General features: G+C 63.0%; 26 protein-coding genes. 10 read left to right on the top strand and 16 right to left on the bottom strand.

Translation table 11 applies throughout. The features are described from left to right. Nucleotides 1-71: 71 nt before the first annotated feature. A complete protein-coding gene (locus tag ACYQ47_RS06890; RefSeq protein ID WP_244830110.1) occupies nt 72-1,481 on the top strand; it encodes an HdeD family acid-resistance protein in 1,410 nt (469 codons plus the stop codon). A 10-nt stretch (nt 1,482-1,491) separates the two neighbouring features. Here the strand turns inward: ACYQ47_RS06890 and ACYQ47_RS06895 are convergent, their stop codons facing one another. Continuing rightward, on the bottom strand, nt 1,492-2,232 hold the full coding sequence (locus ACYQ47_RS06895) for a beta-ketoacyl-ACP reductase (RefSeq protein WP_459904898.1): 741 nt from the start codon (nt 2,230-2,232) through the stop codon (nt 1,492-1,494). A 34-nt stretch (nt 2,233-2,266) separates the two neighbouring features. Beyond that, nucleotides 2,267-2,905 (bottom strand): TetR/AcrR family transcriptional regulator, encoded by a 639-nt coding sequence (locus ACYQ47_RS06900; protein ID WP_250468447.1) that lies wholly within the window; start codon nt 2,903-2,905, stop codon nt 2,267-2,269. Between the two features lie 95 nt (nt 2,906-3,000). Here ACYQ47_RS06900 and ACYQ47_RS06905 point away from each other — a divergent pair, with 95 nt between their 5' ends. Then, nucleotides 3,001-4,113, top strand: coding sequence for an MBL fold metallo-hydrolase (locus tag ACYQ47_RS06905; protein ID WP_459904899.1), 1,113 nt, complete (start codon nt 3,001-3,003; stop codon nt 4,111-4,113). A gap of 94 nt (nt 4,114-4,207) precedes the next feature. On the opposite strand, the gene ACYQ47_RS06910 is transcribed toward ACYQ47_RS06905, so the two are convergent. From ACYQ47_RS06910 to ACYQ47_RS06920, 3 genes are all read right to left on the bottom strand, one after another. Then, entirely contained in the window at nt 4,208-4,441 is a 234-nt protein-coding gene (locus tag ACYQ47_RS06910; protein ID WP_250527928.1) for a pentapeptide MXKDX repeat protein, read from the bottom strand. Between the two features lie 70 nt (nt 4,442-4,511). Beyond that, nucleotides 4,512-5,288, bottom strand: a complete 777-nt coding sequence (locus ACYQ47_RS06915) for a molybdopterin-dependent oxidoreductase (RefSeq protein WP_244830105.1) — start codon at nt 5,286-5,288, stop codon at nt 4,512-4,514. A gap of 19 nt (nt 5,289-5,307) precedes the next feature. Continuing rightward, entirely contained in the window at nt 5,308-5,922 is a 615-nt protein-coding gene (locus ACYQ47_RS06920) for a cytochrome b/b6 domain-containing protein (protein WP_244830104.1), read from the bottom strand. 321 nt (nt 5,923-6,243) lie between these two features. Here ACYQ47_RS06920 and ACYQ47_RS06925 point away from each other — a divergent pair, with 321 nt between their 5' ends. From ACYQ47_RS06925 to ACYQ47_RS06935, 3 genes are all read left to right on the top strand, one after another. Continuing rightward, nucleotides 6,244-6,789, top strand: a complete 546-nt coding sequence (locus ACYQ47_RS06925; RefSeq protein WP_250469490.1) for a sigma-70 family RNA polymerase sigma factor — start codon at nt 6,244-6,246, stop codon at nt 6,787-6,789. Further along, on the top strand, nt 6,786-7,427 hold the full coding sequence (locus ACYQ47_RS06930) for a DUF1109 domain-containing protein (protein ID WP_310392627.1): 642 nt from the start codon (nt 6,786-6,788) through the stop codon (nt 7,425-7,427). Before ACYQ47_RS06925 ends, ACYQ47_RS06930 begins: the two co-directional genes overlap by 4 nt. Nucleotides 7,428-7,610: 183 nt before the next feature. Beyond that, entirely contained in the window at nt 7,611-7,988 is a 378-nt protein-coding gene (locus ACYQ47_RS06935; RefSeq protein ID WP_310392628.1) for a DUF1090 domain-containing protein, read from the top strand. 4 nt (nt 7,989-7,992) lie between these two features. Here ACYQ47_RS06935 and ACYQ47_RS06940 read toward each other — a convergent pair whose 3' ends face one another. The 3 genes from ACYQ47_RS06940 to ACYQ47_RS06950 form a co-directional block, all read right to left on the bottom strand. After that, a complete protein-coding gene (locus ACYQ47_RS06940; protein ID WP_459904900.1) occupies nt 7,993-8,856 on the bottom strand; it encodes an NmrA family NAD(P)-binding protein in 864 nt (287 codons plus the stop codon). 113 nt (nt 8,857-8,969) lie between these two features. Next, on the bottom strand, nt 8,970-9,383 hold the full coding sequence (locus ACYQ47_RS06945; protein WP_244830100.1) for a DUF1801 domain-containing protein: 414 nt from the start codon (nt 9,381-9,383) through the stop codon (nt 8,970-8,972). A 172-nt stretch (nt 9,384-9,555) separates the two neighbouring features. Next, complete coding sequence (locus ACYQ47_RS06950) at nt 9,556-10,779, bottom strand: PepSY-associated TM helix domain-containing protein (RefSeq protein WP_459904901.1); 1,224 nt, start codon at nt 10,777-10,779, stop codon at nt 9,556-9,558. A gap of 249 nt (nt 10,780-11,028) precedes the next feature. Between ACYQ47_RS06950 and bluB the strand changes: the two genes are divergently transcribed. Together bluB and ACYQ47_RS06960 are read left to right on the top strand one after the other, a co-directional pair. Beyond that, nucleotides 11,029-11,685 carry a 5,6-dimethylbenzimidazole synthase gene (gene bluB, locus ACYQ47_RS06955; RefSeq protein WP_459904902.1) on the top strand — a complete coding sequence of 219 codons (657 nt, stop codon included), beginning with the start codon at nt 11,029-11,031 and terminating at the stop codon, nt 11,683-11,685. 198 nt (nt 11,686-11,883) lie between these two features. Beyond that, nucleotides 11,884-12,588, top strand: a complete 705-nt coding sequence (locus ACYQ47_RS06960) for a DUF4148 domain-containing protein (protein WP_310392633.1) — start codon at nt 11,884-11,886, stop codon at nt 12,586-12,588. Nucleotides 12,589-12,594: 6 nt separating this feature from the next. On the opposite strand, the gene ACYQ47_RS06965 is transcribed toward ACYQ47_RS06960, so the two are convergent. The 4 genes from ACYQ47_RS06965 to garD all read right to left on the bottom strand — a co-directional run bounded on the left by ACYQ47_RS06965 (nt 12,595) and on the right by garD (nt 18,814). Continuing rightward, nucleotides 12,595-13,758, bottom strand: coding sequence for a lipocalin-like domain-containing protein (locus ACYQ47_RS06965; protein WP_459904903.1), 1,164 nt, complete (start codon nt 13,756-13,758; stop codon nt 12,595-12,597). Further along, complete coding sequence (locus tag ACYQ47_RS06970) at nt 13,758-16,349, bottom strand: FtsX-like permease family protein (RefSeq protein ID WP_459904904.1); 2,592 nt, start codon at nt 16,347-16,349, stop codon at nt 13,758-13,760. Before ACYQ47_RS06970 ends, ACYQ47_RS06965 begins: the two co-directional genes overlap by 1 nt. Beyond that, nucleotides 16,346-17,047, bottom strand: a complete 702-nt coding sequence (locus tag ACYQ47_RS06975; protein WP_244830087.1) for an ABC transporter ATP-binding protein — start codon at nt 17,045-17,047, stop codon at nt 16,346-16,348. The genes ACYQ47_RS06970 and ACYQ47_RS06975 overlap by 4 nt, the downstream gene beginning before the upstream one ends. 174 nt (nt 17,048-17,221) lie before the next feature. Then, nucleotides 17,222-18,814, bottom strand: a complete 1,593-nt coding sequence (gene garD / locus ACYQ47_RS06980; protein ID WP_459904905.1) for a galactarate dehydratase — start codon at nt 18,812-18,814, stop codon at nt 17,222-17,224. A gap of 194 nt (nt 18,815-19,008) precedes the next feature. Here garD and kdgD point away from each other — a divergent pair, with 194 nt between their 5' ends. The 3 genes from kdgD to ACYQ47_RS06995 all read left to right on the top strand — a co-directional run bounded on the left by kdgD (nt 19,009) and on the right by ACYQ47_RS06995 (nt 23,327). Then, a complete protein-coding gene (kdgD, locus tag ACYQ47_RS06985; RefSeq protein WP_244830083.1) occupies nt 19,009-19,926 on the top strand; it encodes a 5-dehydro-4-deoxyglucarate dehydratase in 918 nt (305 codons plus the stop codon). 89 nt (nt 19,927-20,015) lie between these two features. After that, on the top strand, nt 20,016-21,368 hold the full coding sequence (locus tag ACYQ47_RS06990; RefSeq protein WP_244830081.1) for an MFS transporter: 1,353 nt from the start codon (nt 20,016-20,018) through the stop codon (nt 21,366-21,368). Nucleotides 21,369-21,971: 603 nt separating this feature from the next. Next, on the top strand, nt 21,972-23,327 hold the full coding sequence (locus ACYQ47_RS06995) for a hypothetical protein (protein ID WP_309848141.1): 1,356 nt from the start codon (nt 21,972-21,974) through the stop codon (nt 23,325-23,327). Nucleotides 23,328-23,347: 20 nt separating this feature from the next. On the opposite strand, the gene ACYQ47_RS07000 is transcribed toward ACYQ47_RS06995, so the two are convergent. The 4 genes from ACYQ47_RS07000 to ACYQ47_RS07015 form a co-directional block, all read right to left on the bottom strand. Beyond that, nucleotides 23,348-23,680, bottom strand: a complete 333-nt coding sequence (locus ACYQ47_RS07000) for a DUF2322 family protein (protein ID WP_459904906.1) — start codon at nt 23,678-23,680, stop codon at nt 23,348-23,350. A gap of 45 nt (nt 23,681-23,725) precedes the next feature. Next, the gene (locus tag ACYQ47_RS07005) at nt 23,726-24,220 is read right to left on the bottom strand and encodes an MOSC domain-containing protein (protein WP_309958372.1); all 495 of its coding nucleotides are present in this window, start codon (nt 24,218-24,220) and stop codon (nt 23,726-23,728) included. Nucleotides 24,221-24,268: 48 nt separating this feature from the next. Then, nucleotides 24,269-25,567 carry an MFS transporter gene (locus ACYQ47_RS07010; protein ID WP_459904908.1) on the bottom strand — a complete coding sequence of 433 codons (1,299 nt, stop codon included), beginning with the start codon at nt 25,565-25,567 and terminating at the stop codon, nt 24,269-24,271. A gap of 71 nt (nt 25,568-25,638) precedes the next feature. Continuing rightward, nucleotides 25,639-26,409 carry an enoyl-CoA hydratase/isomerase family protein gene (locus tag ACYQ47_RS07015; protein WP_459904909.1) on the bottom strand — a complete coding sequence of 257 codons (771 nt, stop codon included), beginning with the start codon at nt 26,407-26,409 and terminating at the stop codon, nt 25,639-25,641. Between the last annotated feature and the right edge of the window lie 26 nt (nt 26,410-26,435).

Genomic DNA, 26,435 nt, shown 5'->3' on the forward strand with positions numbered 1-26,435 from the left:
ATATAGTGAGTGGCCGCGTCGTTTGCGAATGGACGCACTCCACGCACCGAACAGTTCGACGGAGCTTCGACATGGTTCGTCTCGTGATGATTCTTCTCGGCGTGGACTATCTGCGCACGCGCTGGCGCGAAGTCATGGTGCTCGGCTTTCTGAGCATCGCGCTGGGCGGAGTCATTTTCGTCGATGCCCTCGACGGCTCGCTGTACTTTCCCATCATCCCGTTCGCGCTCGCCTTGCTGCTCGAAGGACTCGCCACGCTTGCGGTTGCATGGACCGGCATGGGCGGGCAACGCACGCTGCGCTACGTTAAGAGCGCGGCGTTCTCTTTGTCGGCGCTGCTCGTGCTGATCGGCGGCGAGCGCGGCAACTTCGTGCTGTCGCTCATCTTCGGCACGCTCTTTCTCGTGGATGGCGCGTTGCAGATCGTCTCCGCGCGCGTGGTCCGCTATCGCCGCTGGAAGCTCGCGATGGCAGGCGGCGTGTTCGAGATCGCCATCGCCATTTTCTTCTACCAGCCGTATCCGGATTACTACGCGGGCACGGTGGCTTATTGCGTGGCGTTCGGCCTTTTCTTCGGTGGATGGAACATGCTGCTGCTCGCCTCGCGCGTGCGGCGTCTCGCGCGCAACCCCGCAGCCGATGACGCCGCGGCCGCCGCAGCTGCATCGCAGGCGTCCGTGCAGGCGGCACGCACGCCGGTCGCGGGCGTCGTCTGGGACGGCCCTCCCGGACCCGACGAAGCCGCCTTGACCGTGCATGTATGGACGCCGGTCGGCACCGCGAAGATGCAGCCGCGCAGGCAGTTGATCATCGACCGGTACATTGCCGCCGTCGACCGCAACGGCACCATCTCGACCGGCCATGCCGCGCTCGAAACGCCCGAGGGCGTGTATATCAGCCTGTATCCGGCGGTGGAGATAGACCGCTCGCCGGACGAGTTCTCGCGCCTCTTGCGTGCGACCCGCGATAACGATGTGCCCGGCATGTTTCAACCCGACTACGCGACCGAATCGAAAGCATGGTGCCCGTCGACGCAACAGGTACGCATCCGCAATTACGATCCCGAAAGGCTCGCGCGCTTCTGGCAGGAATATCAGCGCGACACGACCTACAACCTCACGTATCGCAACTGTTCGAGCACCGTGGCGCGCGCGCTCGAAGCGGCCATCGAAGGCGCATCGGCGCGTGTGTGGGGCAAGCGCGGCGGGTGGAATCCGCTCGTGCGCATCATGACGACGCCCGAGCTATGGGTGGCGGCGCAAGTGCGCAAGCGCGCGGCGACCATGGCGTGGACGCCGGGCCTGACGCTCGACTACGCGCGCGCGCTCAGCATGCTGGCCGATCCGCGCCGTTCGGGCTGGGTGAAGATGGCGCGCATTGCGCTGGCGACGATGTATCGATCGCGTCAGCGCTGGCGTGCGGAAGAAGAGGCGGCGCAAGACGCCGCCGCGCAAGCCGGGCAAGTGAAGGAACCGGGCTGAACGCCAACCTTCAAAGCGTCATGCCGCCCGCTACCTCGATCACCGCGCCGTTGACGTAACTGGCTTCGTCGCTTGCGAGGAACGCATAGACATTCGCGACTTCCTCGGGCTTGCCGAGACGGCCGAGCGGCACATCGGCGCGCATCTTTTCTAGCACTTCGGCGGGGATGGTCGCGAGAATCGGGGTATCGACGAAACCGGGTGCAACCGCATTCACGCGGATGCCCTTCGGCCCGAGTTCACGGCTCCACGTTTTCGTGAAACCGATCACGCCGAACTTCGCCGCCGCGTAATTGGTCTGCCCGAAATTGCCGTAGATGCCGACCACCGAACTCGCATTCAGGATCACGCCCGAACCTTGCACGATCATGCCATCGACCACGGCCTGGCTCGCGTGAAAGACGGCGCGCAGATTCACGTCGATGACATCGTCGAATTGCTTGAGCGTCATTTTCTGCAGGCGTGCGTCACGCGTGATGCCCGCATTGTTCACGAGCACGTCGATGCGCTTATAGCGGTCGCGCACCGTCGCCACCATCTCGTCGACGCGCTCGCGATCCGACATATCGACGCAAAATGCGCTCGCTTCGGCGCCCGCTTGCCGACACGCTTCGACCACCGCTCCCAGCGCTTCCGCGTTGCGGTCACATGCCGCGACGATCGCGCCTTCCTGCGCGAACTTGAGTGCCGTGGCCGCGCCGATGCCCTGCGCCGCGCCCGTGATGATCGCTACTTTTCCTTTCAGTCTCATTCGTTCGAACCTTGTTTTAAGGGAAAAATTGAAGTTATTTCGACGATGAATCGGGCACGCCATACCCCGCCAGAAAGAGATCCACCGCCGCTTCCGCTACCCGCTTCTGCTCGCGCTTGGACAAGGGCGATTGACCCATCGTGACCTGCGGCCAGAACGCGAATCCCTTGACGATGCCATGCAACTGCTGCGCCGCGAACGCCGGGTCCGACGCCACATTCAGGCGGCCATCGGCGGCGGCGGCGCGTATCCATCGCGTCAAGTCTTCCTCGCGCTCGCCAAGCTTGCCGACCATTTCCCGCGCGCGCTCGGGCGAATGAATGCCCTCCGCAATCGCCACTCGCGCAAGCGATAAAAACGCGGCGTCGTTCAACAGATTCAACTTGCGCGCAAGCAGGTCGAGCAACTGCGCACGCAACGGCGATCGAGGGTCGTAGGCAGGAGCGTCGTCGGACTGGCTTGCGGTCCACAACTGATGGAGGATCGCCGCGAACAGCGCGTCCTTGCCGTCGAAATGGTTGTACACCGTTCTCTTCGATACCCCCGCGCGCGCCGCGATGCGGTCCATGCTCGTGGCGTCATAACCCGAGGCGATGAATTCCTCCACCGCCGCGCTCACGATGGCGGCGCGTTTGCGGTCGGTCAGACGAGGTTGGTCAGCGTTCGATTCCATCAGGCAATTTTACACTGAGCGGTTTACTTTCATCTCGAAAATAAACTACACTGGGCAGTCTACTTTCCTGCTGCACCAACCGGATGCCATTTGCCATGACGTCGATTACCGCCTCGATCAGCCGCGCGCTCGGACTCACCGCAGCCAGGCGCGGACGCGAACTGTCGCATACGTCGCCGCAGCACGACGGCGAGCGCTTTCGCAATGTCAAGCCGCGTCCGGCCGAGGGCATGGGCAAGACCTTGCGCATCATGTGGAACATGATCGTCAACAAGCCGCGCGGCACCGCGCCCGTAGCGCCGCCGGCCGTGCTGACACTGACGCGCGCGCAACTCGATGCCGCGCCGGACCGCAGCCTCTTTCGCCTCGGCCACTCCACGCTGCTCTTCAAACTGCGCGGCGAGTTCTGGTTGACCGATCCGGTGTTCGGCGAGCGCGCATCGCCGTTCCGCAATGTCGGGCCGAAGCGTTTTCATGCGCCGCCCATCGCGCTTGCCGACCTGCCGCCGTTGCGCGGCGTGATCCTTTCACACGATCACTACGACCATCTCGACCGCGAGACCGTGCTTGCGCTCGCCGCGACGACGGACGTGTTTCTGACGCCGCTCGGCGTGGGCGACAGGCTGATCGAATGGGGCATCGACGCGAGCAAGGTGCGCCAGCTCGACTGGTGGCAAAGCGTGGAGCTAGACGGCCTCGCATTCACCGCGACGCCCGCTCAGCACTTTTCCGGCCGCAGTCTCTTCGATGGCAACAGCACATTGTGGGCGTCGTGGGTGATCGTCGATGACGCCTTGCGCGTGTTCTTCAGCGGCGATACCGGCTATTTCGAAGGATTTCGGACCATCGGCGAGCGGCTCGGACCGTTCGATGTCGCGTTCATCGAAACCGGCGCCTACGACGCGCAGTGGCCCTACGTGCACATGCAGCCCGAGGAGACCGTCCAGGCGCACGTGGACTTGCGCGGCCGCTGGCTCGTGCCCATTCACAACGGCACGTTCGATCTGGCGATGCATCGCTGGCAGGAACCGTTCGAGCGCGTGACTGGGCTCGCGCTTGCACGGGGTATCGCGCTGGCGACGCCGCGCATGGGCGAGCGGCTGAATCTGGTCGAGCCGCATCGCGGTGAGAAATGGTGGCGCGAAGTGCCGGAAGTCGAGACGGTGAAGACAGGATGGCGGTGGTGCGCGGGACGTGAGTCTTCGTGATGCTCGTTGCCGCAGCGGTTGTCGCTTCGCATGGCGTTGAAGCGCATCTGTCCTAAAAGGAATAAGGCCGGGATATCACTCCCGGCCTTTGCGCTTACTGCGCCATCGCGCCCGAAGCCGCGTGATCCTTGCTCATCTTGTCGTGCTTCTTCATCTTGTCGCCCTTGCCCATCGAGTCATGCGACATCGCGTCCTTGCTCATGGAATCGTGAGACATGCTGTCCTTGCTCATCGAGCCCTGCGCCATCGTATCGCTTGCCTGCGCGTAGGCGGCCGTCGTGCCGATTGCAAGGACCGCGGTGAGAACTGCCGTCATCAATTGCTTCATGCTACTTCTCCTTGAGTGAGTGAGGTTGAGTCTTCTGCTCCGGCCAAAGCCGGATTTCAACGAGCGGCGATCATGAACCGCCGAACCAGTTGTAGCCCTGGTCGACCCAATAGCCGCCGGGATACGTGTTCGTGACGAAGATCTCGACGATATGCTTCGGGTTCTTGTAGCCGAGCTTGGTCGGCATGCGAAGCTTCATCGGATAACCGTATTTCGCCGGCAAGCGTTCGCCGTCGTAATCGAAAGTGAGCAGTGTCTGCGGATGCAGCGCCGTCGGCATGTCGATGCTCTCGTAGTAGTCGTCCGCGCAACGAAAACCGACGTACTTCGCCGTCGTATCCGCGCCGGCGCGACGCAGGAACTCCGAGAACGGCGTGCCGCCCCAACGTCCTACGGCGCTCCAGCCTTCCACGCAGATATGACGCGTGATCTGTTCGGCATGCGGCAGCGCGTAAAGCTGCGGCAAGGTCCATACGCGCTGCCCCGCCACGAGCCCGCTCACCTTCAGCCGATAGTCGCTGCCATTCACGCTCGGTACGTCGTCGATTCCGTAGAACGCGTTGAATGGAAACGGCCGCGTGATTTGCGCTTCCGTGTAGGTCGGTGCGAGCCGCGCGGGATCGAATAGCGCGCCTTGCACGCGGTCGTTGAGCCGCGATACCGCAGTCAAAAATGTGTTCACCGAGTCGTCGTCGGTGATCGAGCAGCCGGTGAGCATCGCCAGTCCGCCGAGCGACAACAGGCGCTTGCCGAAAAGACGCCGCGACGGCATATCGAGTTCGCGCCGCGCATCCGCGAGAATCGATGCGCGATCGAGCGTCATGATGCTTCTGTCCTTGGGTTTCATCGTGGAGTCTCGTATCGGTTCAACGGCCGCGCAGCATGGTCAGAAGCGAACGCGGCACGAGTGCGACCATCGCCACATGGACGACGATGAACGCCGCCATCACCGCCATCGCGCAGAAATGGACAACGCGCGCCCGGTCATAGCCGCCCATGAGTTCGCGCAGCAGCGGAAACTGCACCGACTTCCATATCGCGAGCCCTGAGAGCACGAGCACCATCAGATCGATCACGACGACGAGATACGCGAGCTTCTGCACCGCGTTGTACTGGCGCAAGTCGCCATGCGAGAGCTTGCCGGTAAGCGCCGCGACCAGGTCACGCCATACGGCGCGTGGCGACACTGGGAAGAACCTGGCGAGGAAACGGCCGCTCGCGAGATTGAGTATCAGATAGAAGATGCCGTTGAAGAACAGCAGCCACATTGCCGCGAAATGCCATTGCAACGCGCCACCGAGCCAGCCGCCAAGGGTGATCGATGGCGGAATGACGAAGCCGGGAAAGACGGGCGATGCGTCGTAGATGCGCCATCCCGAGAACAGCATGATGAAAGCGGCAAAGGCATTGAGCCAGTGCGAGACGCGCAGCCAGAGCGGATGCACGAGTTCAGAAGGCTGATCGACAAGAGTGGTTTGCATGATCGTTCGGGCGCCACGCGGTTGTGTTCCGAGTAATTCGCCGCCAACGCGCCGCCGGTTACAGCGACACATTATTTTTATCGATGCAAAGAAACTGTAACCACGGGACGCGTTGCAACGAACTACCCAGGTCGACCCTTCCACTACACGACGATGACGATGAACACCGACGGCACGTTGCACGCAATCAGCGCCAATGTTGCGACGCATCTTGGCTTCGGCTATTCTGAATCGACCGATCCAGAACGTGAACGTGACCGCGCGGCCACGCAGCGCAATGCGGAATCGCCCATTCGTCGCCTCGTCAACACAGGACCCATCTTGCATGACGCGGAACACCGCCTGAAGGCGCTGTTCGTGCTCGGCCTGGACGGCGAGCAGACTGCCTACCGCGAATTCCTGCAGGCGCTGACGCGGCATTTGCGGGCTTATCTGCGCAAACGTATTCCGCAGCATCGCGAAGATGTCGAAGACCTCGTGCAGGAAATCCTGCTCGCCGTGCACAATGCGCGGCATACGTATCGGCCGGACGAACCGCTCACGGCGTGGGTGCATGCCATTGCCCGCTACAAGCTGACCGACTTCTTCCGCTCGCGCTCGCGTCACGAATCGCTGAACGACCCGCTCGACGACCATACCGACCTCTTCGCGCTCAGCGACGACGAACCCGCGCGCGCGCGTCACGACATCGGCAAGTTACTCGAACATCTTCCTGACAAACAGCGCTTGCCTATCGTTCATGTCAAGCTCGAAGGCCTTTCCGTCACCGAAACGGCGCGCATCACGGGGCTGTCCGAGTCGGCGGTGAAGGTGGGCGTGCATCGCGGCCTGAAGGCACTTGCCGCGCGCATCCGGGGTATCCGATGAAAACCGATGACCTGATCGATCTCCTCTCGAATGGCGCAACGCGCGTCGATCGCGCGGCCATTGCACGACGCTTCGGCGAGGCGTTGCCGCTCGGTGTGCTCGGCTCCGTCGTGTTGATGCTGATGGTCTATGGAATGCGGCCCGACTTGCGCAGCGTCGCGGGCACCGCGATGTTCTGGGCGAAGATCGCATTTCCCTCGTGCGTCGGCATCGGCGCGTTGCTCGTCGTGACGCGGCTCGGCAGGCCGGGTGCGCGCGCGGGTCATGCGTGGGCGCTCGTGGTGCTGCCTTTCGTCGTCGTGTGGGTTGCCGGGGCGTTCGTCCTCGCGGCCGCGCTTCCCGTGGACCGCGCGCCGCTCGTTCTTGGGCATTCGTGGCGCAGTTGTCCGTTCAATATCACGCTGCTATCGTTGCCGACGTTTCCGGCCGTGTTTTGGGCCGTCAAGGGGCTTGCACCCACACGTTTGCGGCTCGCTGGGGCGGTCGCGGGCTTACTCGCAAGCTCGCTCGCCACGCTGGCGTATTGCCTGCATTGCCCGGAGATGAGCCCCGCGTTCTGGAGCGTGTGGTATGCCATCGGCATGCTCATGCCTGCCGCTATCGGCGCATGGCTCGGGCCGCGCTTGCTGCGTTGGTGATAAGACGTCGGGCTTGCTCGCCGCGCTCGCCGTGCTTTCGCGCGTGCGTGAATGAAGCGCCGGACATTCCAAGCCATCTTTCGTTTCGATCGACAGATCCGCAACCGGCAAGTTGGCGCAAGCAGGCAAATGGGTCAAGCGCTTTGCGCTATGCTGACGGACCATTCATCGCGAGGATCGACTATGAAAACGGCGTTCACGGCGGCATGTCTGGCAATGGCGGCCATGCCGCTTTTCTGTTCCGCACAGACCAGTTGCGACTCGAAGCGCGCCTCAATCGAAGAGGAAATTACCTATGCGCGTGCGCATGGCAATGCGAGTCGTATCGATGGCCTGGAAACCGCACTTGGCAAACTGAACGCCAATTGCACGGAAGCGTCCTTACGCAACGAGAGCCAGCGCAAGGTCGCATCCGCGCAAAAGAAGCTCGCCGAACGCGAGCACGATCTGCAGAAAGCGAAGACCGAAGGCAAGAGCGCGAAGAAGATCGCGGAGCGCCAGCGCAAGGTGGACGAAGCGCACGCGGAACTCGCGCGCGCGCAGACCGAAGCGGCGCCTTGAAACTTCAGCGCGAGGAAACGAGTTTCCCGATCACCGCCAGCAGCGAGACCGAGCCCTTACGGACACGCTCCACCGGGCCTTCGAAGTCGATCCAGCCTTCGTTGAAGCCGTCGAGCATGCGCATGCGCGGCGTGGGATGCCGCATGCCCTGACTCACGAATAACGCTTCCCACTGTTCGCGCGGCACGGCTTGCGCGCGCACCGGCTTACCGAGCGTCTGCGCGAACGCCGCTGCGATATCGTTTGGGCTGACGCGTTGCGGGCCTTCGAGTTCGACATACCGCACGCCACTCCAATCCTCTTGGAGCAAGGCGGCGGCGGCGCGGCCGACGTCTTCCGTGGCGATCATCGGGATGGCGCGATCGAGCGGCTGCAGGAACGAATGGACGATGCCCTCGGCGCGCGCCGTATCGACGTCCCATTCGCTGTTTTCCATGAACCAGCCCGGACGCAGAAAGGTCACGGGAATCTCCTGTTTGCTCAACGCTTCTTCCATCAGCGTGCGTTGCGAGAGCAGATTGCTTTCTTTCGCCTGCGCACCGATGGTCGACAGACAAACGATCTTTTTCGGCTTCGCAAGCGCGATAGCGGCGACGATCGCATCGATCACTTCGCGCGCGCTCGCAAAGCCGGGCGCCGGATCGAAATCCGAGGGCGGAAGAATGAACACGCCCGTCGCGCCTTCGAACGCATGCGCGAGCGCTCGCGCATCCGTCATGTCGGCGAGCGCCACCTCGCAGCCGCGCGCCTTCCACGCGTCGCCTTTCTTCGCATCGCGCACGACCGCGCGGACCGTCTGACCCGCGTCGAGCAATGCCTTGGCGAGCGCGCCGCCTACCTTTCCGCTGATTCCCGTGATGACGTACATGATCGACTCTCCGTGTTCGTTATGAAACGATGAGTCGAATGGTAGAGCGCGCGTTCGATGCGAGAAATGGCTTTGAGGTTATTGGATTGATGACGCCGCGTTATGTCCGCCGTTCAGCCTTCGCTACCCGCCTTCACCCGCTTGCGCGCAGGCGCGTTCTTCTTGAGCTTGGTCTGGTTATAAGCGATAGCCGCGCGCACGAGCGCCTTCAAAGCGCGGGCATCGACCTTGTCGCCTTCGAGATAGTCGATGGCGCGTCGCGCGTTTCCTTCGAGGCCCGCATTGAAGAGCTGGTCCGGATCGGCAATACCCGCGCCGTGCGCGAAGGTCAGCTTCACCTTGCCTTTGTGCGCGTTGGCCACCGCGATCATGCCGTCGCACGACCAGACCGGGCTGCCCATCCACTTCCATTCCTCGATGATGCGCGGGTCCGCCGAGAGAACCACGCGGCGAATGTCCGCGAACGTCTCGCCGCGCCAGTCGGTGATTCCCGCGATCAATTCGTCGATCTGTTCCGATGCATTCATGAGTGCTCCATGTCTTCTTTTCATGCACCGAGTGATGGTACTGCACAGGGTCTCGCCGTCCCGCGAATCCGCGCACGCGCCACGAAAAAACGCCTCGGCGGTCTTTCGACTCGCAGAGGCGTCTTCCACTCTCAGGTCATGCACGAAGCACCCGCCGATGCCGCCCAGCAAATCAGGACGAAACCGACTGGCCGCGTGCGACGCGTTCGCGTGCCGACGCCGCCGAACGCGAGCGCGCCGTGCGTTTGCGCAGCCAGATCATCAGGCCAGTCGCGCTGAGAATCGCCACCATGACGCCGACGCAGCTGATGAGCACGCGTCCGGTCACGCCAATGATGCGTCCCGAATGCAACGGAAACTGCGCCTGCATGAAGATGTCGCCGGCCGACCCGCGTCCAGGAATCGACGATCCGGCGAGCTTGCCGGTGTAGCCGTTGTAGTAAAGCCAGGCGTTGCCGAGACCGCCGTCGCCGTGATCGTTGCCCGGAGCGAAGAAGCCGACGCCGTAAGCTTGCATCGCCGGAAGGTAATACAGCGCGCCGGGCGGTGCGGCGATATCGAGGCGCTTTGCATCCGCGACGGCGGTCGCGAGGACGCTTTCGACCGGCAACGCCGTGCTGCCCTTGGGCGCCGCGCGCGTGAGTTCCGGGTTATCGAACATGGTTGGCGCGAGCGGCGAGAGGCGCGAGACGAGCGGACGCACGACCGGATCGCCGAGATTCATCGATATCGAAGTGATAGCGACCATCAGCAGCAAGCCCCAGATCCAGACGCCGCCCGACCGATGCAGATCGAACGTGAGCGCATAACCGCCGCGCCTAAAGCGAAACGCGAAGGACTTGCGCCATGCCTTGACGCTCGGAAACGACAGCACGAGCGCGATGCCGCTGTCGAAGAACCACAAAATCCCGACGATGCCGAGCAGCCACGTTCCCGTATCGATGCCGCCGAGCACCGGCAGATGCAGCGTGTAATGCAGTTTGTAGAGGAACGGCATCAGATCGATACGCGCCAGCGACACCGTGCCCCACAGCCGCTTGCCCTGAATGACGCCCGTTGCCGGATCGACCGCGACCTGACTGTAATCGACATCGAATGGCGCACCCGTTGCCGGGTTCGTGCGCGGCGTGACGAGCATCTGCAGCGTGTGGCCGGCTTCGGCGCCGAGTTGCAGATACGTCACCTGAACGCGCGGATCGGCGGCTTCGACCTTATGCGCGAGTTCGAGCGCCGGCAACGCGGCGCCTTCCGTGCGCGCGTAAAACAACGCCGGATTGAGCCACGCGTCGATTTCGTGATCCCACGCGATCACCGCGCCCGTGAGACCGGACACGAACAAGAAGAGCGCTGTCGCGACGCCGAGCCATCGATGGAGCCGAACCAGAACGGGCCGCACGTCAGCACGCCTTCGGAAGATCATTCAACGCAATTGCCAACATGCCAGCGACGCTCGTCAAATAAGAATGGTTCGCATTCTACGGGTCGCGCAGGGTATCGATCAAGGTTTTTGTAAGCTGTTGTTGCATTCAGCATGGGCGTGCGAGCACTTGATGAGAACATCGGCTACGCAGCACGAACAGCGCGAGCGCACCCGCATGAACTAGAATCCGCGCAGCACGAACCCACTTTTCCAGCGCATTTCTCAATGAACGAGCCTTTCGACGAAGCCGCGCGCGATGCCGTTTATCGCGCAATCCACGAACGGCGCGACATGCGCCATTTCACGCACGAACCGGTCGCGCAAGACGCGTTGAAGCGTATCGTCGATGCCGCGCTGTGTGCGCCGAGCGTCGGCTTCATGCAGCCTTGGCGCATGCTGCGCATCACATGCGATGCAACGCGCGAAGCGCTTCACGCTATCGTCGAACGGGAACGTGTCGCCACCGCCGATGCCCTCGGCGAGCGTCGCGACGCTTTCATGGCGCTCAAGGTGGAAGGCATGCGCGAGTGCGCGGAAATCATCGTGATGGCGCTCATGGACGGACGCGAGGCGCACGTCTTCGGCCGGCGCACCTTGCCGCAGATGGATCTCGCGTCGGTGGCGTGCGCCATCCAGAACATGTGGCTTGCGGCGCGCGTGGAAGGCATCGGCATGGGATGGGTCTCCATCTTCGATCCCGACGACGTCGCCGACCTGCTCGGCATGCCGGAAGGCGCGCAGCCAGTCGCGATTCTCTGCTTGGGACATGTCGAGCGCTTTTACGACGAACCCATGCTCGAAACCGAAGGCTGGGCCAAGCGCCGTACCCGCAAGGAATGCGTGTTCGAGAACCGCTGGCCGGCGGCATCGGATCAAAGCTGATGCCTGGACCGCGCGTTGCGCACTACAAGTGACGCGGCGGCGCGGTGATCCTTCACATCAATCGAGTGAGTTTGGCGGCGATTGGCGAACGATTGGCGCATCCGTCGGACGGCATCGCGCGTACCAATCTGATACGCGGTGGTCCGATGCACGCTGTCCGCCATATTCGCCAGACAATTCAAGGAGGATCACGCTCTCATGCTCCGCTACGCAGACCGCATTACGTTTATTGGCGCGGGTGTCATCGTGCTGTCCTTGCTGGCCGTCAACCTGCTGCCCAAGCAGGACCGACGCAGCGACGACAGGACGAACATGATGTCGCGCGACCGCGGCGCAGTCGTGCGCGGCAGCGTGCGCGAGGAAACGCCGGAGCCTGCAAAGGCGCCTGTCGTAGCCGTCGCCGATGCGCGTCCCGAAACCGCGACCGCAACGGCAACCGCAGCCGAAATTACACGCGATGAACCCGCGCCCAGGCCGGTTGCACAGGCAGAACCGGCGCGCGTGCATCGCGCACAGAAGCGGACATTGGAAACCAGAAAGACTGCGCGCGAAAAGCATCGCGGTAACCATGCCGTCGCGCAAACCCGCGTGGCGCCGCTTGAAGCCGCGGCGGTGCGCGCGCCTGTGCCGCCCGTGCAACGCGCGCCGCTCGAATCCGCGGCCGCGAATACGCTCGATAAACCCGCGCGCGCTCCGGCCACGGATGCGCCCATCCCAGTAGCCGCGAAACCAAGCCCGGTTGCTAACGCGGCGCCGGCTTACGTCGTATCGACTCAGGCGCCGAAAACGCGCGCCGAAGTGCAGGACGAGTTGCGCCGGGCGCGCATGAACGGCAACTTGCCTCGCTTCGGCAATCCCGATCCTTACGGTCCCGGCGGCACGCCGAGCGCGACGGCGCCGTAACCGGCGTCAGCGCTTGTCGACTTCGATGGCCTTCGCATAACCCGTCAGTTCGAGATAGCCGCGCCCCCGTTGAGCGGGCGCGGAACCCGTCCCTGTCAGCGTTACCGCGCCCTCCCAGTAAAGCGCGCCGGTGGAATCGCGCGAGTCGAGTTCCTGATCGTCGATGAGCGGCGCGAGCTGCCATTGCAACGCACCGACGCGCACTTTCATCGCCACCGGATACGTCGTGCCCGTGCGCGGCGAGCGCCATTGACGTTGCGGCGTGAAGTCGACATCGGCGGGGCCGTATTGCGTCGCGTGTCCGGCGGCATCGCGTAATGCGGCATGCGCCCAGATCGCGTGGCCGTCGCGGCTGCGCACCTTGAAGGCCATGAGTGCGGAGCCGTCGTCGAGATTCGCGCCGAGCCAGTCCCAGCCGGATGCATCCGACGAAAGCAGCGTGCTCGACCATTCGTGATCGAGCCAGGCCTTGCCGGTGACGGCGACCGTATCGCCTTTCTTCTCGGATGCCGACGGCCTCGTGACGCTTCCGCTCACGCTCAATTGCGGCTCGCTGTAGTAGTAGCTCGCCTGCGCGGGAAGCGGGCCCTTCTGCGAGTAGCCCGCATCGCCTTGCAGCATCGGCGGCTGCGTCGGCGCGAAGACGAGGTGCAATGCGAAGCCGGCGGCATCGGCGCTGACGGTGTAGCGGCCGTCCGCTGCGCGCGTCATGCGCCATGAATCGAGCTTGACGTCGGTGTTGCCGTTTTTCGCGTAGGCGAGATCGAAGCCTTGTCGCGCGACGTTCTGATCGTGCACGAGGCGGCCGTGCGCAGGATCGCTCAGGGCGGCATGCGCGATGATGACTTGCGATGGATCGAAAGCACTCGTTGGCTCGCCCTTGCCGGTCTTCGAACGGAAGAAGGTGATCTGGAAGCCCATCGGCTTGTGATCGGGTGTTTCGAGCCAGCCGGTTGCGTACCACCATTCGGTGCGGTAAGCCGGGTGGGACCCGGTGTCTTGGGGCCATTGGATGGAGTGGCCGGGGCTGACGGATGCGAATTGCCGGTCGGCGGCGCTGGCTGTGTCGGACGTCTCCGTGGTGCTTGCCGCATTCGCCGCATTCACCGCATCTGCCGCGCCGGCGACGGTCGCCAAAAGCATCATCGTCGAAAGCAAAGACGCACGCATCACCAATCCTCCCGCACCGCGCGCACGGCATCGATGGACACCGCGCGTCTTCCCGCCAGCACCGCCGTCGCGCATGAAGAAGCGAGCATCACGCAGCCGATGATCGCGATCATTGACCAGGGCACATGCAGTGACATCGTCCAGTGAAACGACTGTGGATTGACGATGAACACGAGGATCAAACTGATCGCGAACCCAAGCACGCAACCCATCGCGATACCGAGCAAGGTAAGCAAGCCACCTTCGCTTGCAAGCAGCGCCAGGATCTGCCCGCGCGTGACGCCGACATGCCGCAGCATGCCGAACTCGCGAGCGCGCGCAAGTGTCTGCACCGAAAACGTCGCGCCCACGCCGAACAGGCCGATCACGATAGCCACGCCTTCCAGCAAATAAGTCACCGCGAAACTCCGGTCGAAGATGGTGAGCGTGCGCGCGCGGATGTCGCCCGGCTGCGAAAATTCGAGCGCGGCGCCGAACGGCAAGCGCTTTAGCGCGTCGATCACCTGTGCGGCCGGCACGCCCTTCGACAGCGTGATGCCGGCGTCGGTCGCGGTGGTGTCGCCCGTGATGCGGCGGTAATCGGCGAGCCGGATCTGCAACGCGCCCGTCTGCCGCACGTAGTCGCGCCAGATGCCCGCGATGACGAAGCGCTCCTTCGCCGCGCCGACCGGCAACGCAATGCGCTCGCCGACCCGATAGCCATAAAGATCGACCGTCGCCTCCGACGCCCATACCGGCGTCTCGTTCGGTTGCCACGACGAAGGCGGCAGCACGGAACCCGTCATCTGCAACGTGGCGCCCGGATCGGCGGCATCGATTTCGCGTGCAATCAGCACGATAGGCGGCTTCGCCGAATCGAGCGTCACCTGCGAGGTGCGCAAAAACGCCGCGTGTTCGATGCCCTTTGTCGCCGCGAGTTGCGCCTGCTCGGCCGGACGCAAGCCGCCCGTGTCGCCGCTCGACGCCATGCGCACGTAGAGATCGGCGGAGAGCAGATGCATGAGCCAGTCTTCCACCGACACGCGAAAGCTCGCCACCATGATCGCCATCGCGACGATCAGCGTGAAGCTCGACAGCACGCCGCCCATGGCAATCGACGCTTGACCGGGCGCATTCGCAAGCCGCGCGAGCGCGAGCGTGGCGATCGTGCCGCGCGCGCGCGTGGCGATCGTGCCGCGCGCGCGCGGCGCCTTATTCTTTCGCGATGCATACCCGACGCTCGCCGCACGAAACACGATGGCCGTCAGACGCGGCATGAGCGCGATGCCACCGACGAGCAGAAACGCGACGGCGAGATAACCGGCGATGGGGGCATCGAAGACAGGCGGCACTTGCGTCAGCACCACGCCGAGCGCAAGACAGATCAACGCCGGCCACGGCTTGCGCAGCGGCGTGAGCGCGGCTTCCTCGCTGCCCGCCTTGAGCGCGGGCGCGGGCCGCGCGCGCGCCGCTTCGAGCGCGGGAACGAGCGTCCCCGCCAGCGCCACGCCAATCCCGAGCGCAAGAAAGATGGCCGTCGCAAGCGGTTCGAAACCGACTCGCGGCTGCACGCCCGGAAAGTAGCCGCCGCCCAGATCGCTGCCGAAAAAGCGCAGCGCCACCGCCGCCACCGCATAACCCAGCGCAATGCCGATGATCGCGCCCACCACGCCCAGCAATGCGCCTTCGAGCATGATCTGCCGCACGAGTTGCCTGCGCGTCATGCCGAGCACGCGCAACATCGCGAATTGCGCGCGGCGGCGCACGACGCCCGCCGCTTGCGTCGAAAACACCAGAAACGCGCCGGTAAAAAGCGCGACGAGCGCCAGCACGTTCATGTTGATGCGATACGCGCGCGAAAGCCGGTCGGTGCGGCTTTCGACATCGCGCGTCTGTCCGACGACAAAACGCGCTCCGAGCGACTGCTGCAGCTCGCGCTGGAAGGCGTCGCGATCGACACCGCGCGCGAGTTGCAGATCGACGCGCGACAGCTTGCCCGTCATATGGAAGCGCGTCTGCACCGCCGCAATGTCCATCACCGCGATGCGCTGTCCCGGCAATGCCCGCGCGATTCCGCCCGCCACCCGCAACGGCACCTTCTCGGTCCCGCTCAACAACGCAACCTTGCCGCCGGCGCGCGCGCCGAGCCATTGCAATGCGGCGGTCGACAGAAAGATGGCATCGCCCGACAGCACGTCGAACGGCGCGTCGGCGGACGGCACGCCCGTGAGGTCCGGCGCGACGCGCTTGGCGCGGAACACATCGATGCCAAGCACCTTGAGCGGCGCATCGCGGCCGGGCACGGCGGCATCGACTTCGAGCACGGGACTCGCCATGACCACGCCTTCGTGCGCGGCGAGTTGCGGATAGATGTTTTCATCGACGAACGGCTGTGCGCCGCGTACCTGCAAGTCCGCCTGGCCGGACAGACTGCGCGCGGCGGCGGAAAACTCGTTGAACGCGGCGCTGTTGATGAGTTGCACCGCGTAGCCGAGCCCGACGCCAAGCGCGATAGTGAGTATGGCGACCAGCGCGCGGCCGCGATGACTGCGCCATTGCGCGCCGAGCAACCAGCGCGTGAGCGTGCGGGGCGCGGCGGCGCGCGCCGTCATTGGACGCGCGCTGCGTTGAACGCCGCGAGCGATTCCGCCTCGTGCAAGGTGCCGTCCGCGAGCACGAGCACGCGATCGGCAACCGCGGCGGCCGCTTCGGAATGCGTGACCATGATGGTCGCGGCGCCCGTCGATTTCGTTTCGTGGCGCAAGAGCGCGAGGATTTCGTGCGCCGTTTGCGGATCGAGATTGCCGGTGGGTTCATCGGCGAGAATGAGGCGCGGCCGATGCACCAACGCGCGCGCAATCGCCACGCGCTGCAACTCGCCGCCGGACAACTGTCGCGGCAAATCATCGTCGCGGCCCGCGAGACCGACAGCGGCGAGCATCGCGTTCGCGGGCGCAGGCGGCATGGCGTTGAGCAGCAGCGGCACGGCGACGTTTTGCGCGAGCGTGAGATGCGGCAGCACGTGAAACGCCTGAAAGACGAAGCCGAGCTTCTCGCGGCGCGTGCGCGTGGCGGCATCGTCGCTTTGGGTGGACATCGGCGCGCCATCGATCAGTACGTCGCCGCTGTCGGCGGTATCGAGACCGGCGATCAGATTCAGCAAAGTGGACTTGCCGACGCCCGAGTCGCCCATGATCGCGACGAACTCGCCCGATTCGAGGATGAAGTCGAGGCCCGCGAGCACGATGCGGCCGTTGCCGTAGGACTTGCTGAGGCGGCGGCATTCGAGTGCGGGAGCGATGGAGGGCATGAGGGCCAGGCGTGGGACGGTCGTTTCAAGGGGCAAGTAGTGTACCCGGAGCCATCGCGGCAAGCAGCGACGGCAGCGCTCGCCTCGACGCGCTCACCACCACAAACCACTGCGCCCCGTTCACCAGCCATGCCGGTGACGGGGCGCATCGTTCCAGCGAACAGCGATAAAAAATCAGGTCACCGGCGCCGGATTGAACAGAACCAGCGCGTTATGCAGCTTCAGTTTCTCGGCGCGCGTCTGCTTCTTTCCGCTCGCGACATCGAGCATGAGACGGAACAACTCCCAGCCCACGTCCGCAATCGTCGCTTCGCCCGTCGCGATGGTGCCCGCGTTGATATCCATCAGATCGTGCCAGCGCCGCGCCAGATCCGAACGCGTCGCGACCTTGATGACCGGTACTTCGGCCAGGCTGTACGGCGTGCCGCGTCCGGTGGTGAACACATGCAGGTTGATACCCGCAGCCACTTGCAGCGTGCCGCAGATGAAGTCGCTCGCGGGCGTCGCCGCGTAGATCAAGCCCTTCTGCTTGACCTTTTCGCCCGGCGAAAGCACGCCCGAAATGGTCGAGCTACCCGACTTGACGATGGACCCCATCGCCTTCTCGACGATATTCGACAGCCCGCCCTTCTTGTTGCCCGGCGTGGTGTTCGCGCTACGATCCGCGCCGCCGCGCTTCAGATAATCGTCGTACCACTGCATCTCGCGGATGATCGCCGCCGCCACTTCGCCGTTCGCGGCGCGCGCCGTCAACTGGGCGACGCCATCGCGCACTTCGGTGACTTCCGAGAACATGACGGTCGCGCCTGCACGCACCAGCAGGTCGGTCGCGAAACCGACTGCCGGATTCGCCGTCAGACCGGAGAAGGCGTCGCTGCCGCCGCACTGCACGCCGATCACGAGGTCCGCCGCCGGACACGTCTCGCGGCGACGATTGTTGAGGCGTTTCAGGTGCGAGTCGGCCATGCGCATGATGGAATCGATCATCGACTCGAAGCCGACATGCGATTCGTCCTGCAGCACGACCGCGCCGCCGTTCTCGTCCGCCGTGAGATCGCCGATATCGGCAACGTCGTCCACTTCCACCGATGCCGCCGCAATAGGAATGGTGCCAGGCGGCATCAGGCGCTCGGGCTGCAGCTTCTCGCAGCCGAGACTCACCATCATCACTTCGCCGCCGAAGTTCGGATTCAGCGCGATATTGCGCACCGTGCGGATAGGCACCATGGCGTCGGGCGCGTCGATGGCGACGCCGCAGCCGTACGTATGGCCGAGGCTCACGACGTCGTCGACATTGGGGTATTGCGGCAGCAGTTCCGTCTTGATGCGCGTCACCGCGTGCTGCACGACGTCGGCCACGCATTGCACGGTCGTCGTGATGGCGAGGATGTTGCGCGAGCCGACCGAGCCGTCCGCATTGCGATACCCCTCGAACGTGAAGCCTTCGAGCGGCGAGTTGTCCGGCGCCTTGATGGTCGCGATCGGCAGATCGTGCAACTCGGGCGGCGTGGGCATGCGCAGCACGTGCTCGTTGATCCAGCTTCCCTTTGGCAGCTGCTTGTTCGCATAGCCGATCACGACGTTATAGCGGATGACGGCGTCGCCTTCCTGCAGATCGGCCAGCGCGACCTTGTGGCCTTGCGGCACGCGCTCGCGCAGCACGAGGCCGTCGGCGAACGTGGCGCCTTCGCCCAGACCGCCGTCGTTGACGACGATCGCGACGTTATCGTCCGGGTGCACGCGAATATAGAGCGGGGACTGATTCATTCTTGATGATCCTTGGCGCGAAAACTTCTGCCGGCTAGAGTTATGTCATCCTACAACATAGCCGCTGTCTTTTGGTCGGTGTTTACCCCGAAGAGCGTCGATTCCATTCACTTTTCGTTGTACGACGTCACCCCATGTTGTACGATGACCTATAAGCGCTGCAACCGCCGGACGCTGCCCACCGAGATAACACCATGACGACACCGCAAGAACTCAAGCAAATCGTTTCCGAAGGCCTGCTTTCTTTTCCCGTGACCGACTTCGACAGCCAAGGCAATTTCCGCGCGGATACTTACGCCGAACGCCTCGAATGGCTCGCGCCCTACGGCGCATCGGCGCTGTTCGTGGCGGGCGGCACGGGTGAGTTCTTTTCGCTGACGCAACCCGAATATTCGCAGATCGTGAAGACGGCCACCGAAGTGTGCCGTGGCAAGGTGCCCATTCTCGCCGGCGCGGGCGGCCCGACGCGCACGGCCATCGCGTTTGCGCAGGAAGCCGAGAAGAACGGCGCGCAGGGCATTTTGCTGATGCCGCATTATCTGACCGAAGCGTCGCAAGAAGGTATCGCGGCTCACGCCGAAGAAGTCTGCAAGGCCGTGCCGAAGATGGGCGTCATTATCTATAACCGCGCCAACTCCAAGCTCAACGCCGACATGCTCGAACGTCTGGCCGACCGCTGCCCGAACCTGATCGGCTTCAAGGACGGCGTGGGCGAGATCGAGCCCATGGTCACCATCCGCCGCCGTCTGGGCGACCGCTTCTCGTACCTCGGCGGCCTGCCGACCGCGGAAGTCTATGCCGCGGCCTACAAGGCGCTCGGCGTGCCGGTATATTCGTCGGCCGTGTTCAACTTCATTCCGAAGACCGCGATGGACTTCTATCGCGCCATCGCGGCGGACGACCACGAAACCGTCGGCAAGCTGATCGACGACTTCTTCCTGCCGTACCTTGCCATCCGCAATCGCCGTGCGGGCTATGCGGTGAGCATCGTCAAGGCGGGCGCGAAGCTGGTCGGTCACGACGCGGGCCCGGTGCGCGCACCGCTCACCGACCTGACCGAGGAAGAAGTCGCCCAGCTCGACGTGCTGATCAAGAAGCTCGGCGCACAGTAAGAGTACGACAGGCAGGAGACACAAAAACGCGCGGCGCCGTCATCAACGAGCGCCGCGCGTTTTTTTGCCGTAACCAAAAGGAGATTGCCATGTCGATGAGCCGCGCTGCTGCTCCGGCCGACGCCATGAAGCGCACGAAAGTGCGTTACGTGATTCTGTTGCTGATCTTCGTGATCACGACCTTCAACTATGCGGATCGCGCGACCTTGTCGGTCACCGGCTCCGCGATGCGCGCCGAGTTCGGTTTCGACGCCATCCGCATGGGGTATATCTTCTCGGCCTTCAGTTGGGCGTATGTGCTCTCGCAGCTTCCCGCAGGCTGGCTGCTCGACCGCTTCGGCGCGCGGCGCGTGTATGCGGCGAGTATCTTTCTGTGGTCGCTGTTTACGCTGCTGCAAAGCTCGATCGGCCTGCTCGGCAGCGCCGCCACCGCCGTGACCGCATTGTTCGTGCTGCGCTTCATGATGGGCGCGGCCGAAGCGCCCGCCTTCCCCGCCAACGCCAAAGTGGTCGCAAGCTGGTTTCCGACGAGCGAACGCGGCACGGCATCGGCCATTTTCAATGCGGCGCAGTATTTCGCCGCTGTCGTGTTCACGCCGTTGATGGCCTGGCTCACGCACGCTTTCGGCTGGCATCACGTGTATATCGTCATGGGTATCGCCGGCTTGCTGCTTGCGCTGACATGGCTCGCTGTCATGAAGAATCCCGCCGATCATCCGGGCATCAACAAGCAGGAACTCGATTACATCGAGGAAGGCGGCGGCCTCGTGCGCGGGCATCGGCGTGGGCGCGTCGGCGGCAACGGTGGCAACGCTTTGGGCTGGAGCGCCGTGCGCCAGTTGCTCACGAACCGCATGCTGCTCGGCGTGTATCTCGCGCAGTTCTGCATCAACGTGCTGACGTACTTCTTCCTGACGTGGTTTCCCATCTATCTCGTGCAGGCGCGTCACATGACGATTCTGCAAGCGGGCCTGATCGCCTCGCTGCCTGCAATCTGCGGCTTTCTCGGCGGCGTGCTGGGCGGCGTGCTGTCCGACTCGCTGATCCGCCACGGGCGTTCGGTCACGTTCGCACGCAAGCTGCCGATCGTCGCCGGCATGTTGCTGTCGTCGTGCATCATCGGCTGCAACTATGTGGATGCGGACTGGCTCGTCGTGGCGTTGATGTCGCTCGCGTTCTTCGGCAAGGGCATAGGTGCGTTGGGCTGGGCGGTGGTCGCGGATACGGCGCCGAAGGAAGCCATCGGCTTGTCGGGTTCGATCTTCAATATGTTCGGCAATGCGGCGGGCATCGTCACGCCGATCGTGATCGGCTATATCCTCGCGCGGACCGGCTCGTTCAACGGCGCGCTGGCGTTCGTCGGCGTCAATGCGCTGATCACGGTGTTTGCCTATCTCGTGATCGTCAAGGACATCAAGCGGGTGGAGTTAAAGCCGGTTTGACTTTCCATCTGACTTGATGGAAAAAATAGCAGCCCGGTCGCTAAAAACGATCGGGCTGTTTCATTTCGTGCAACATCTTTAATTGCGCTTGCGATTATCTCCATCGTCTCGTTCTCGACGATCCTCGGCTAATCAAATCATTGGAAAAAGCGCCGGCCATATTCTAGAGTGCTTGTTGAAATCCGGCCGCGGCTCCTGGGTTATCCGTCCGCCTTTTAGCTTGATCACAGCCGTTTTTGAAAACTTCCAGATAAACGAATATCGCACTCGTTGAGCGTCGTAACGCAATGCGAACTTAAGCGACATCCCATCGTTTCATTCAATGATATTTAGGATATCTTCGTGAATAAAAAACAGCTTATTCAAGCAATATGTTCGCTGCTTGTCTTGATAGCAGCGTCGTTCACATTGCTGCCCGCGCGCGCCGCAGATCCGGTCCCCAATCCTTATCTTTCCGCACCCAAATACGCCGTCACGCATTTCGATTCGGCCCAGACCGACGCCTTCCCCTATCCGGCGCCGACGGGTACACGCAACGTTTCCGCCTTGCTCCCGGTACCACTATTACAAGTACCGCAAGTCCCGGCAGGGCCCATCAACATCATGACGCTGGCCTCGACCTCGCCGAATTACATGTGGGGTGTATCGACGACGGGCGTGAGCTATATTTCGACTGCCGGCGGCAGCTTCAAAGCCGTGGCGCGGGCTTTTCTGCCAGGACTTACCCAGACCTTGTCGAGTACGCTGAACGGCTTGCTTACGGCCCCCGTCGCGACACTGCAGCAGGCGCAAAGCATCGTCAACCAGATCACGACGAGTCTTCCGCTCGCGGGCGGACTTTCCTCGGCCTATAACGTTGTCGATCTCGACAACGTTCTCTATGTGAATTACGGGAAGAAGGTCTATGCGTTCGCGCTGCTTTCGCCAACGCTGCCGGCGCTCGGCATCCAGATCATCCGCACGCTGGATGCAACGACCTTTCTGCAGAGCGACGAACAGATTGCCGGCATTGTCATGACTTACGACGGCAATTTGGTCGTGCTCGGCACGCATTCGGCAACCATAGTCTCGCGTTCTTTCACTGGACCCACGCATACCGTGCAATTCAATAGCGACGAGAGCATCAGCAATTCCGCTGCGGTCGATGAAAACAACGGCATTTACATCGTCACCGACAAGCTCATGCGCAAAGTCGTGTGGACCGGGACGACGCTTTCGCAAAGCTCCGCAGATGGCGCATGGTCGTCGCCTTATCCCACGGGCGATACGTATCCGACGCTCTTTGGCTCCGGCTCGGGCAGCACGCCCACGCTCATGGGTTTCAACACCGATACCGACAAGCTGGTCGTCATCACTGACGGATTGAAGCGTATGAGCCTGATGGCGTTCTGGCGGGACGCCATTCCGCCCGGTTTCACGGATCGAATCGCCGGCACGATACAAGTCAATTGCGGCCTGCCCGCCGCCTATGAGATTCAAACCGATCAATCGGTCGCCGTGGATGGCTACGGCGCTTTCGTCGTGAACAATGTCTCGTCGGCTGATGGTTCAACGGGCTCGGGCAATATCGCCGTGGATGGTTTTCTGGCACGCGGCCCACTCGTGCCATCGCCCGTTGGCGTCGAGCGCTTTGCCTGGAACCCTCAGACACACGCGTGGTCTTCGACCTGGGCTCGCGCCGATGTTTCGTCCAACACCATGGTGCCGGGTATTAGCTCAACCTCGCACATCGTCTTCGTGAACGGCTACTATCAAAGCACCGGCTGGGAAGTGACCGGACTGGACTGGTCGACGGGCGTAACCGTCCATAGAACGATTTTCGGCCCGGGCATATTGGGTAATGGACTTTATGCGCTGATCGAATTCCTGCCGAACGGCGACCTGATTTTCAATAGCGTCATTGGGCCCACGCGAGTTACGATGCCAAGCGGCGTCATTCTTCCGCCACCGCTTCTTTGAGAGTTTCCAGGCCCATTCGCTTACGCGGCGGCGATCACTTCGATACGCAACGGTTCGCCACCATTTGCAATCTCGACCAGCCGATCCACATTCGGATGCGCGCCCGGACGGCTGCGCGCATCGGTCGTATGTTCGGCGAAAAGAGCGAGGCCATACTCGGCGGCCTCGACATCGAGCGTGCCGAAGGCTTGCTTGAGATAGTGATACACCGCGAGCGAGCCCTGCTTGCCCGGCTTGTTTTCGATGCTCGACACCACCGCGCCTCGGCTATCGATCAGATCGATACGCCCGATACCATCGATGCCCGGCAATTGCGCCAGGTTGTCCTTGAATACGCTCTTCGGCTCGATCACGCTTGACGCTCCTGTTCGATAATGGACGTTCGGAAGCGAGCTATCTTACGTCAAAGGCACGATCACATCGCCAAGCGCGATCTCTCCGCCTTCGATCACGCGTGCCGTGATTCCGCCGAAGCCGCGCACGGCGTTATAGCCGCCGACGCCGAAAGTCTCTTCCATCCGCGAACAGGGATGACATTCGCCGCTCGCTTCGAGCACCGCATCGCCGATACGAAACCGACGGTCCTTCAGCGCATGCAGATTGATGCCCGACGTGACGATATTGCGTCGCAGATCGAATGGCGAGACTTCGTCGCGGCCAAGATGGCTCGCTATGGCACGCATGCTTTCGAGCTGTATCAGCGTCACTTGCCGGTTGCCCTGCTTGCGGCTGTAGTGGTCGCCGTCAAGGCCGCCGCCTGTCAGCGCCGTCGTGCTCTCGACCTGTTGCATGGGCGCGCGCCGCGCCGTGCGCAAGCCTATCCATACTATTCCGCCGGGCAGCACGGGCGCGAACATGAGACGGGCGAGCGGCGAAGCAGGATTGAGCGGCATGAGGACAATAGAAGCGCACGGCGATGCGTAGGATTCTATCGTTTGCCTTCAACTCGCGTCGGCCTGCAGGCCGTCGACATCGGTCACCGTCCTGGACGCGCGAATCACGCGCATCAAGAGCCACGCAATGAGATAAGCGCTGCCGCAGATCACGAAGATGACGTTGTAACCCGCGCCGATGTTGCCGAGCAACTTGAAGTGGTCGAGCACCGCGCCCACGAAAAGCGGAAAGAGTGTCGCGCCCAAGGCACCCGCCAATCCGCCGATGCCGACCACGGAGCCGACCAGTTGCTTCGGGAACATGTCGGACGCGGTAGTGAAAAGATTCGCCGACCAGCCCTGGTGCGCCGCCGCCGCGAGACTGAGCAAAGCGACCATCGCCCACATGTTGTCGATCCACGGCGCGAATGCAATTGGCGTGACGAGCAGCGCGAGGCCGAACATGGTCGTGCCACGCGCCTTCGATACGCTCCAACCGCGCGCAATCAGTTTCGACGATATCCACCCGCCACCCACGCTGCCGATGGACGTCGCGACATACACGATCACGAGCGGCAGCCCGAGGTTCTTCAAGTCGAGATTGAAGCGCGAATTGAAGTACGACGGCAGCCAGAACAGCATGAACCACCAGATGGGATCCGTCAGCAATTTACCGACGAAGAACGCCCATGTCGGCCGCAACTTCAAGAGCGCGAACCAGCTGATGCGCGGTTGCGTCGCGGCGTTGGTGGAAGCGCCATCGTCGATCAGGCGAAGTTCTTCCCGCGACACCTTCTTGTGTTTCAAAGGCGCCTGATACATGAAGTACCAGAAGCCGAGCCACACGAAACCGGTCAGGCCGGTGACGAAGAAAGCCGCTTCCCATCCGTACACGGCCGCGAGCCAAGGCACGGTCGCTGGCGCCACCACCGCGCCGATGCTCGTGCCCGAAGTCAGAATGCCGACCGCGAACGCCTGTTCCTTGCGCGGGAACCATTCGGATACGCTCTTTACCGCGCATGGAAAGCTGCCCGATTCCGACAAGCCGAGCAAGGCTCGCATCACGCCGAAGCCGAAGGTGCTGCGCACGAGCGCGTGTCCGCACGCCGCGATGCTCCACAACAACACGCACACGCCATAGCCAATTTTCACGCCGACGCGATCGACGAGCTTTCCCGACAGCAGCATGCCCACTGCATAGCAAGCGGTGAAAATGACGACGATGTAGCTATATTGCGTCTCCGTCCAACTGAACTGCACCGCGAGCGCGGGTTTGAGCAGACCGAGCACTTGCCGGTCCAAATAGTTGATGGTGGTCGCAAAAAACAGCAGCGCGCAGATGCGCCAGCGGTAACTGGAACGGTCCATGTCTTGTCTCTCTCCACTTCATACGGTTTACTAGGTAGTTATCGGGCCCGCGATGACTACGCCGAGAGGCATCAAAATCTCGCGCTGCGTTTCTCGCGAAAAGCCGCCACTCCTTCGAGCGCATCCGGCGATGCCTTGCATACCGAAGCCGCCAGTTCGTGCGCGATTTCTGCCTGGCCCGTTTCGACTAGTCGAAGCAGCCGCTTTCCAACCGACAGCGAGGTCCGCGACCGGCCGACGAGCAACGCGCTCACGGTATCGACACGTGCGAGCAAGGTATCCGCGGGCAAGGCTTCGTTGACGATGCCCCAAGCCACCGCGCGCGCGGCATCGATAGGTTCGCCGAGCAGAATCAGTTCACGCGTGCGTACCGCGCCCACGAGTTCCGCGAGACGCGCGCAGCCCATCCAGCCGGGAATCGCGCCGACGGAGGCCTCGGGAAAACCGAGCTTCGCATCGACGCTCGCATAGCGCAGATCGCATGCAAGCGCGAGTTCCAGTCCGCCGCCAAGCGCACTGGCCGAGAGCACCGCGATGGTCGGAATATCCAGTTCCGCGATGCCACGAAACACGCGATTTCCCTCGCGTATGAAGCGCGTGCCCATCTTCTGGGGATCGATGTCGCCCCACTCGTTGATATCCGCGCCGCTCGAAAAGAAGCGCGGACTCGCGGTTTCGAAGCGCAAGACGCGCACGTCATCGTTGCGTTCGACTTCTTTCACGGCGCGCGCGATATCGTCGAGCATGTGAAGCGTCAGCGCGTTATGACGCGCCACGCGTTCGAGCGTAATGACCGCGATGCCACCCTCGACGGCAAAGCGAATGCCGGACTCCGATTGCATGCCTGTCTCCTCGTTCCGATTCGTTG

The organism is Caballeronia sp. HLA56 (assembly GCF_054655155.1).

Excerpts from the sequence above, each read along its gene's own strand:
- ACYQ47_RS06890 (WP_244830110.1), top strand. The coding sequence starts at position 72 with ATGGTTCGTCTCGTGATGATTCTTCTCGGCGTGGACTATCTGCGCACG.
- ACYQ47_RS06895 (WP_459904898.1), bottom strand. The coding sequence starts at position 2,232 with ATGAGACTGAAAGGAAAAGTAGCGATCATCACGGGCGCGGCGCAGGGC.
- ACYQ47_RS06900 (WP_250468447.1), bottom strand. The coding sequence starts at position 2,905 with ATGGAATCGAACGCTGACCAACCTCGTCTGACCGACCGCAAACGCGCC.
- ACYQ47_RS06905 (WP_459904899.1), top strand. The coding sequence starts at position 3,001 with ATGACGTCGATTACCGCCTCGATCAGCCGCGCGCTCGGACTCACCGCA.
- ACYQ47_RS06910 (WP_250527928.1), bottom strand. The coding sequence starts at position 4,441 with ATGAAGCAATTGATGACGGCAGTTCTCACCGCGGTCCTTGCAATCGGC.
- ACYQ47_RS06915 (WP_244830105.1), bottom strand. The coding sequence starts at position 5,288 with ATGAAACCCAAGGACAGAAGCATCATGACGCTCGATCGCGCATCGATT.
- ACYQ47_RS06920 (WP_244830104.1), bottom strand. The coding sequence starts at position 5,922 with ATGCAAACCACTCTTGTCGATCAGCCTTCTGAACTCGTGCATCCGCTC.
- ACYQ47_RS06930 (WP_310392627.1), top strand. The coding sequence starts at position 6,786 with ATGAAAACCGATGACCTGATCGATCTCCTCTCGAATGGCGCAACGCGC.
- ACYQ47_RS06935 (WP_310392628.1), top strand. The coding sequence starts at position 7,611 with ATGAAAACGGCGTTCACGGCGGCATGTCTGGCAATGGCGGCCATGCCG.
- ACYQ47_RS06940 (WP_459904900.1), bottom strand. The coding sequence starts at position 8,856 with ATGTACGTCATCACGGGAATCAGCGGAAAGGTAGGCGGCGCGCTCGCC.
- ACYQ47_RS06945 (WP_244830100.1), bottom strand. The coding sequence starts at position 9,383 with ATGAATGCATCGGAACAGATCGACGAATTGATCGCGGGAATCACCGAC.
- bluB (WP_459904902.1), top strand. The coding sequence starts at position 11,029 with ATGAACGAGCCTTTCGACGAAGCCGCGCGCGATGCCGTTTATCGCGCA.
- ACYQ47_RS06960 (WP_310392633.1), top strand. The coding sequence starts at position 11,884 with ATGCTCCGCTACGCAGACCGCATTACGTTTATTGGCGCGGGTGTCATC.
- ACYQ47_RS06965 (WP_459904903.1), bottom strand. The coding sequence starts at position 13,758 with ATGCGTGCGTCTTTGCTTTCGACGATGATGCTTTTGGCGACCGTCGCC.
- ACYQ47_RS06970 (WP_459904904.1), bottom strand. The coding sequence starts at position 16,349 with ATGACGGCGCGCGCCGCCGCGCCCCGCACGCTCACGCGCTGGTTGCTC.
- ACYQ47_RS06975 (WP_244830087.1), bottom strand. The coding sequence starts at position 17,047 with ATGCCCTCCATCGCTCCCGCACTCGAATGCCGCCGCCTCAGCAAGTCC.
- garD (WP_459904905.1), bottom strand. The coding sequence starts at position 18,814 with ATGAATCAGTCCCCGCTCTATATTCGCGTGCACCCGGACGATAACGTC.
- kdgD (WP_244830083.1), top strand. The coding sequence starts at position 19,009 with ATGACGACACCGCAAGAACTCAAGCAAATCGTTTCCGAAGGCCTGCTT.
- ACYQ47_RS06990 (WP_244830081.1), top strand. The coding sequence starts at position 20,016 with ATGTCGATGAGCCGCGCTGCTGCTCCGGCCGACGCCATGAAGCGCACG.
- ACYQ47_RS06995 (WP_309848141.1), top strand. The coding sequence starts at position 21,972 with ATGACGCTGGCCTCGACCTCGCCGAATTACATGTGGGGTGTATCGACG.
- ACYQ47_RS07005 (WP_309958372.1), bottom strand. The coding sequence starts at position 24,220 with ATGCCGCTCAATCCTGCTTCGCCGCTCGCCCGTCTCATGTTCGCGCCC.
- ACYQ47_RS07010 (WP_459904908.1), bottom strand. The coding sequence starts at position 25,567 with ATGGACCGTTCCAGTTACCGCTGGCGCATCTGCGCGCTGCTGTTTTTT.
- ACYQ47_RS07015 (WP_459904909.1), bottom strand. The coding sequence starts at position 26,409 with ATGCAATCGGAGTCCGGCATTCGCTTTGCCGTCGAGGGTGGCATCGCG.